General features: G+C 61.5%; 9 protein-coding genes. 1 reads left to right on the forward strand and 8 read right to left on the reverse strand.

The genetic code is table 11. The annotated features are described in order from the left end of the window. Positions 1-669 (forward strand): citrate/2-methylcitrate synthase (locus tag ACI2JX_RS24840; protein WP_404691205.1); only part of this gene is annotated, 669 nt, incomplete at its 5' end. A gap of 71 nt (positions 670-740) precedes the next feature. On the opposite strand, the gene ACI2JX_RS24845 is transcribed toward ACI2JX_RS24840, so the two are convergent. From ACI2JX_RS24845 to ACI2JX_RS24880, 8 genes are all read right to left on the reverse strand, one after another. After that, complete coding sequence (locus ACI2JX_RS24845; protein WP_404691209.1) at positions 741-1,346, reverse strand: START domain-containing protein; 606 nt, start codon at positions 1,344-1,346, stop codon at positions 741-743. A 33-nt stretch (positions 1,347-1,379) separates the two neighbouring features. Further along, positions 1,380-1,634: a YkgJ family cysteine cluster protein gene (locus ACI2JX_RS24850; RefSeq protein WP_264234969.1), complete on the reverse strand. Its 255-nt coding sequence runs from the start codon at positions 1,632-1,634 to the stop codon at positions 1,380-1,382. 116 nt (positions 1,635-1,750) lie between these two features. Next, positions 1,751-2,062 carry a hypothetical protein gene (locus tag ACI2JX_RS24855; protein ID WP_404691206.1) on the reverse strand — a complete coding sequence of 104 codons (312 nt, stop codon included), beginning with the start codon at positions 2,060-2,062 and terminating at the stop codon, positions 1,751-1,753. A gap of 315 nt (positions 2,063-2,377) precedes the next feature. Further along, positions 2,378-3,820, reverse strand: coding sequence for a PLP-dependent aminotransferase family protein (locus ACI2JX_RS24860; protein WP_404691207.1), 1,443 nt, complete (start codon positions 3,818-3,820; stop codon positions 2,378-2,380). Between the two features lie 234 nt (positions 3,821-4,054). Then, positions 4,055-4,864 (reverse strand): OmpA family protein, encoded by an 810-nt coding sequence (locus tag ACI2JX_RS24865; RefSeq protein WP_264234972.1) that lies wholly within the window; start codon positions 4,862-4,864, stop codon positions 4,055-4,057. Further along, complete coding sequence (locus ACI2JX_RS24870) at positions 4,861-5,214, reverse strand: DUF4398 domain-containing protein (RefSeq protein WP_186555695.1); 354 nt, start codon at positions 5,212-5,214, stop codon at positions 4,861-4,863. Before ACI2JX_RS24870 ends, ACI2JX_RS24865 begins: the two co-directional genes overlap by 4 nt. Positions 5,215-5,224: 10 nt before the next feature. After that, entirely contained in the window at positions 5,225-6,046 is an 822-nt protein-coding gene (locus tag ACI2JX_RS24875) for a substrate-binding periplasmic protein (RefSeq protein ID WP_404691208.1), read from the reverse strand. Positions 6,047-6,122: 76 nt separating this feature from the next. Further along, a partial coding sequence (locus tag ACI2JX_RS24880; RefSeq protein ID WP_097192451.1) for an FAD-binding protein occupies positions 6,123-6,365 on the reverse strand: 243 nt, incomplete at its 5' end.

A 6,365-nucleotide genomic window follows, 5' to 3' on the forward strand; every position in this document is an offset into this window, starting at 1 on the left:
GAGATCAAACCGATCAGCCCGGTGCTGGCCAAGGCAATGGACCGGATCTTCATCCTCCATGCCGACCACGAGCAGAACGCCTCCACCTCGACCGTACGTCTGGCCGGCTCTTCCGGTGCCAACCCGTTCGCCTGTATCGCAGCCGGCATCGCCGCACTGTGGGGCCCGGCACACGGCGGCGCCAACGAAGCCGTACTGACCATGCTCGATGAGATCGGCGATGTGTCCAACATCGACAAGTTCATCGCCAAGGCCAAGGACAAGAACGATCCGTTCAAGCTGATGGGCTTCGGTCACCGGGTCTACAAGAACCGCGACCCGCGCGCCACCGTCATGAAGCAGACCTGCGACGAAGTCCTGCGCGAGCTGGGCATCAAGAACGACCCGCAGCTGCAACTGGCCATGCGCCTGGAAGAGATCGCCCTGACCGATCCGTACTTCATCGAGCGCTCGCTGTACCCGAACGTCGACTTCTACTCGGGGATCATCCTCAAGGCGATCGGCATTCCAACCAGCATGTTCACCGTGATCTTCGCCCTGGCACGTACCGTGGGCTGGATCTCGCACTGGAAAGAAATGCTCTCCAGCCCGTACAAGATTGGCCGCCCGCGCCAGCTGTACACTGGCGAACCGCAGCGTGACATCGTCAACCTGACGGATCGCAAGTAAGCTCATCGAGCTGAACGCAAAAAGGCTGCCCTCGGGCAGCCTTTTTTGTTCGTCCGGTTCGCAGCCCCGTCTCAGGGCTTCTCAGCGCGCTCACGCAGCGCTTTAAGCGTATTGAACGGCGCATCGACCACAAACTTGTTGGCGACCATCGCCGGCACGCTGCCACCTGGCTCGGTATGCACCTGGTAGGTCACCTCAGTGCTGTCACCCTGGGGCACCAGCCTCCAGAAACCCTCGACCTTGGCCACCCGCACATAGCCCTGCTCTTCAGGGAGGTACTGCGGTTTCTCTTCCAGCTTACGGGTCAAGCTGCCGTCCGCCCCTTGAACCGTGGTCACTTGCAGGATCGAGTCGCGTGGGGTTACTGGCCATGGCGTATTGAACTGGGTGTAGGTCCAGCTCTGGTCACCTTCGTGCTTGAGCAGTTTCTGCGACTTGCACTCGTGAATCCAGGCACAGGCCCCGACTACATCCTCCTGCAACGCCTTGACCTTGGCCAACGGCGCCTTGATCACGGTCACCCCGCGATACGCCTTGTACTTGGAACCTGCGACCTCGCTGAGGGACACCTTGATGCCATCCTCGTCCTTGGCCACCTGCCAGTTCTCGGCCCAGGCGGCAGGCGCCAGCAGGACACCCATGCCACACAGCAGTGCAATACGCTTGAACGATCTCATCATCTTTATCCTTGTTGTCGAAGATCCAGCCAATCACGCCGCCGTCATCTGCTCCAGCCAACCGAGTAATCTGATCGCCTCATCACTGTCACTGCCACACACTTGCACATCCGCCTTGAAGCCGCCGCACACCGCCGGGCGCTCTGGTCGGCCGAACAGCTCGCAAAGATTCTGCGCAGTCAGGTGCAGGCAACGCTCTCCGGCCGGCTTGCCGTTGGGCATGCGCGGCATCGGCGAACTGATGGAAGGGGCAATGCAGCAGGCGCCGCAACCCTCTCGGCATTTCATGAAAACAGGACTCCCTGGAGCGAAACGGGACGAACGTCCCTGGATAGTAACCGCTCAAACATACGTTTGAAATTACTGGCCGAATGAAATTGCCGTGACCTGGCAGTCAGTTCCAGCTACTGGCGAAACTCAAAATCGATGGCCGCACCTTCGACATCATGGCGACTGTCATTGCGCAGCTGCAGCTGCATTTCGTTGCTGATCAGCCGGCCATTGAGCTGGAACGGGCTGTCATCGACCGGCGGGGTCTGCGGGAACATCGACGGCAGCAAAGGCTTGCGCCGCGATTTGCCGGTGGATTTCGAGGTATTAACGTTGGGCTCGAGCTGATTGACCATCTCCAGGGGCAGACTCAGGTCGAGCTTGGGCTTGGCCAGCGGCTTGGCCAGCGGCTTGGCCACCGCCTTGCTGACCGCCTTGCGTTTCACCTTGGCCGCAGGCTTGGCCTTGTTACGACTGACAGCCTTGGCCGGAGCCTTGTTAGTCTTGGTCGCGACAGGCTTTTTCGCGGGCTTGGCCGGGGCACTTTTTGGCCGCTGCCGCCTTGGTTTGCGGCTGGGCAGCCTGCAACATACCGCTGGACAGACACAGCGGCGCAAGACAGAGCAACAGGGCAAAAGAGCGAAGCGCTTTCATGGACATCAGGTACTGGCATAAAGATGCGTATGCTGTCTGTTCCGCCCGCATCTGGCAAGACAGGCTTTGTGCGAAAAGTCACTATTGGGCGACAGTGCGCACAACGCCTAGAACAGCGCGCCGGTCGACTCCTTGCACAACTGATGAGCCAACAAGCCAAGGGTGATCACCGCCCGCTCCGCCTCTTTGTTCCACGGAATACCGCAGTTCAGGCGAATACAGTGATTGAACTGCTCGGTATTGCTGAAGATCAGCCCTGGCGCAATGCTGATGCCCTGCTCCAGCGCTCGCACGTGCAAGTCCTGGGTATTGACCCGCCCTGGCAGGCTGACCCACAAAATGAAGCCACCGGTAGGCCGGGTCATCTGTGTACCTTCAGGGAAGTGCTGCTGCACCGCCAACTGATAAGCGCTGAGGTTCTTGCGGTATTCCTGGCGAATGAAGCGCAGATGGCGATCATAGCCGCCGTTCTCCAGATAGGCCGCCACCCCCATCTGCGTCACGCTGCAAGCTGAGTGGGTAGTGAAGGTCTGCAAGCGCTGGATCTCGGCCTGATAGCGCCCAGCGATCATCCAGCCTACCCGCACACCCGGCGACAAGGTCTTGGAAAAGCTTGAGCAATAGATCACCCGATCGAGGCGATCGAAGGCCTTGAGCGCCTTGGTCCGCCCCTGCTCGAACATCAGCTCGCCGTAGATATCGTCCTCGACGATCTGGATGTCGAAATCCGACGCCAGGCGCAGCAGTTGCTTTTGGCGCTCTTCAGGGATGGTGCCGCCGAGCGGATTACTCAAGCGCGCGGTCAACACCAAAGCCTTGATCGACCACTGGTTAGCCGCCAGCTGCAAGGCTTCCAGGCTGATCCCAGTGGACGGGTCACTGGGGATCTCGATGACCTTCAAGCCCAGCAAGTCGGCCAATTGCAGCAAGCCATAATAAGTCGGCGACTCAGCGGCGATCAGATCACCCGGTCGGGTCAACACCCGCAACGACATCTGCAAGGCATCGACACAGCCGTGGGTCACGATCACTTCACGCGGATCGACCAGCACCCCGGCATCACGCATGCGAATGGCAATTTGCCGGCGCAGTGGCTCAAAGCCGGGGCTGAACATGTAACTGAATGCCCGCGGGCTATGAAAGCGAGTGACTTTGGCCAACTGCTGATGCAGCGCCCTGACCGGCAGGTAATCCACATGTGGCACCGCCGCGCCGAACGGAAACACGCCATCGCGACGGGCCTCGGTCAGCACTTGCTGAATGATGCTGGCACGCGTGACCAAGCCGGGGCGCTCGACCCGGGCGATATCCGGCGTCTGCGCGGTCAGGGCTGGAGTCTGGTGCACATAGTAGCCAGACTGCGGCCGGGCGCGGATCAAGCCCTGATCTTCGAGGTTGGCGTAGGCCTGCAACACCGTGGCATGGCTGACATTGAGCTGGGCGCTCATCTTGCGCACGGAGGGCACGCGCTCGCCTGGCTGGTAGACACCGCGACGGATGTCATCGGCCAGTTGCTGGGCGATGCGCTGGTAGAGCAGCAGGTTGGTCATGACGGTGTTCTCGAAGCGCGGACAGGTCGTTGTTGTTGTGCGACACACTGAGAGGCAGAGTACCGGAACAGTTGCAAAGTGTACTGGGACAGATTGCAGAATAGTCGACAACACAGTGGCGTGACTAGCGCCTTGAAGCGCCGATGTCGTGCTCAGAACAACCGAGGCGGGAGGCGTCTTGTCGCGGCGAGCTCTGCCGCAAAGGGGCGCCAGGCGCCCCACCCTGCTCGACGATCACCGCGGGGCGGCGAGCTTGCCTTTATCGTCAGAGAACACGATCTCAACCCGGCGATTCTGCGCCCTGCCCCGCTCCGAGGCATTGGCTTCGATCGGATATTGATCGCCATAACCTTCGACCTGGATACGCTTTTCATCGACCCCCAGGTCGACCAGCATGTCCGCCACCGACTGGGCACGATCACGCGACAATTTGAGATTGTCTTGCGCCGTACCGGTGCTGTCGGTGTAGCCTTCGATTCGCACCACTCGACGCGGATTGAGCTGAAGGAACTGCACCAACTTGAGTACGGTGCGGCTAGCCGAATTCTTCAGATCCGCCCGTCCGGTATCGAACAACACATCGCCCAGGGTCATCACCAAGCCACGATCGGTCTGCTCGGAGGCCAGCGCAGCGATTTGCGCCTCAACCCACTTGCCTTGTTGCTGCACGCTGGCCAACTTGGCCTCGCGCAGGGCCAGCTGCAGGCGCTGGCGATCCAGATCGAGCTTGGCGATACGCTCCTGATTGAGCGCAAGCTTGGCATGCTCAGCGGCAATCTCACTGTAGCGCTGGCTCAGGTAGGCGTAGTGACGCACATCGGCACCGGTGCCGATGTAGCTGGACAGGCGCTCGGCCCGGGCCAGCGACTCACCGGCACGGATCACATCACGCGGCGCACTGCGCAGCACGTTGGAATCGTCCTTGACCTTCTGGAACGCCGCACTGGCCTCCTCCAGGGCCGACTCGCTGCGCTGACTGGCGCAGCCCTGCAAGCCGACCAGGGCCAGCAAGGTCAGCGCGGCCATTGGCTTGTAGCGCATCATGGCTGCACCTCCAGCTGTTTGCGCAAGCGTTTGACGCGCGACTGCAGCAGTTCGAGCTGCTCCTCACTCTTGTGGGTCAGCACCCGCGCCTCGGCTAGGCGCGCATCGAGCTCGGCCTGTTCGGCGCGCATGCGCGCATCGCGATGGTCTTCGGTGGCCAGGTTGCTCTTGGCTCGGGCCAGCTTGTCTTCAGCCAGCTTGAGCTCGGGCACCTGCTCGGTGGCACCGACCGCCTTGGCCTGCTCCAGCGCCTGCTCGGACAGGCGCAACTGTTCATTGGGCGCCGGGTCATTGGCGCAACCGGCCAGGCCGAGTGCGGCCATCGCCAGAATCAAGGGTTGGATTCTCAACGCAATCTTCCTACTGTTTGGGGGCGTCCAGCGGCGCCTGCATCTGCGCCTTCCAGCGCTCGACATTACGTTGCAGGACAGCCTCGGACGCACCGGAGATCGGCAATTCTGTCAGCTTTTTAGCCAGTTGTCCGCGCAACCAGCTGTCGTTGCAGGCCGAATTGTGCGACAGCGCCAGGTACAAGCCCGGCCGATCCACCGGCAGGCCGCGCGCGATCAGGTCATTGGCCATGCCCAACCCCTGCACCATGGCCATGCCCGAGTAGCGCCCAGCCAGCACATAATCGACCTGGCCCAGCACCAGCTTCTGGAATGCCTGGGTCAGGTTCTGCGACGGCGTCAGCTTGAGCTGGGCCTTGGCGAAGGCATCGAAGGCCGGCGTCAGCCGAGCGCGCTCGGACAGGCTGCCCTGGTACTGGGCCAGGTCCGCCGGGCCGTCGAACTGCACGTTGCCGTCGTGGCGAGTCCACACCAGGTATTCGTTCAGTTGCAGGGGCGGATGGATGTAGTCCAGTGCGGTCAGCTGCTGCACTTGCATGGGCGTATCAAGCAACAGGTCCATACGCCCGCTGCGCACTTCTTCCAGGGCCTGATCGCGCTTGCCGGCATGCAGCACTTCGACCGTCACCCCCAGCTCACTGGCAACTTGACGCAGCAGATCGACATTGGCGCCGATCAGATGGCGAGGGTCTTTGGGGTCTTGCCAGGAATAGGGGGGAGCATCCGGGCTGCCGGTCGCCACCAGGCGCTCGCATTTACCCGCCGCCATCGCCAGCGGCGACAGCAACGCCGCCAGGCAAGCCAGCAGCCGGCCCGTTCCGCGATACTTCATGCGCTACTCCTTGCAGCCATAAAAAAAGCCCGACCCTCGATGAGGGCCGGGCTTCTTTATAAGTGAAGCAGGCGAATCAGACCAGCTTTTCCAGCTCTGGAACGGCTTCGAACAGGTCCGCGACCAGGCCGTAGTCAGCCACCTGGAAGATCGGCGCCTCTTCATCCTTGTTGATCGCAACGATCACCTTGGAGTCTTTCATACCGGCCAAGTGCTGGATTGCGCCGGAGATGCCGACCGCGATGTACAGCTGCGGGGCGACGATCTTGCCGGTCTGGCCGACCTGCATGTCGTTGGGCACAAAACCTGCGTCGACCGC

Source organism: Pseudomonas sp. NPDC088890 (assembly GCF_044900155.1).
Lineage (GTDB): Bacteria > Pseudomonadota > Gammaproteobacteria > Pseudomonadales > Pseudomonadaceae > Aquipseudomonas > Aquipseudomonas urmiensis.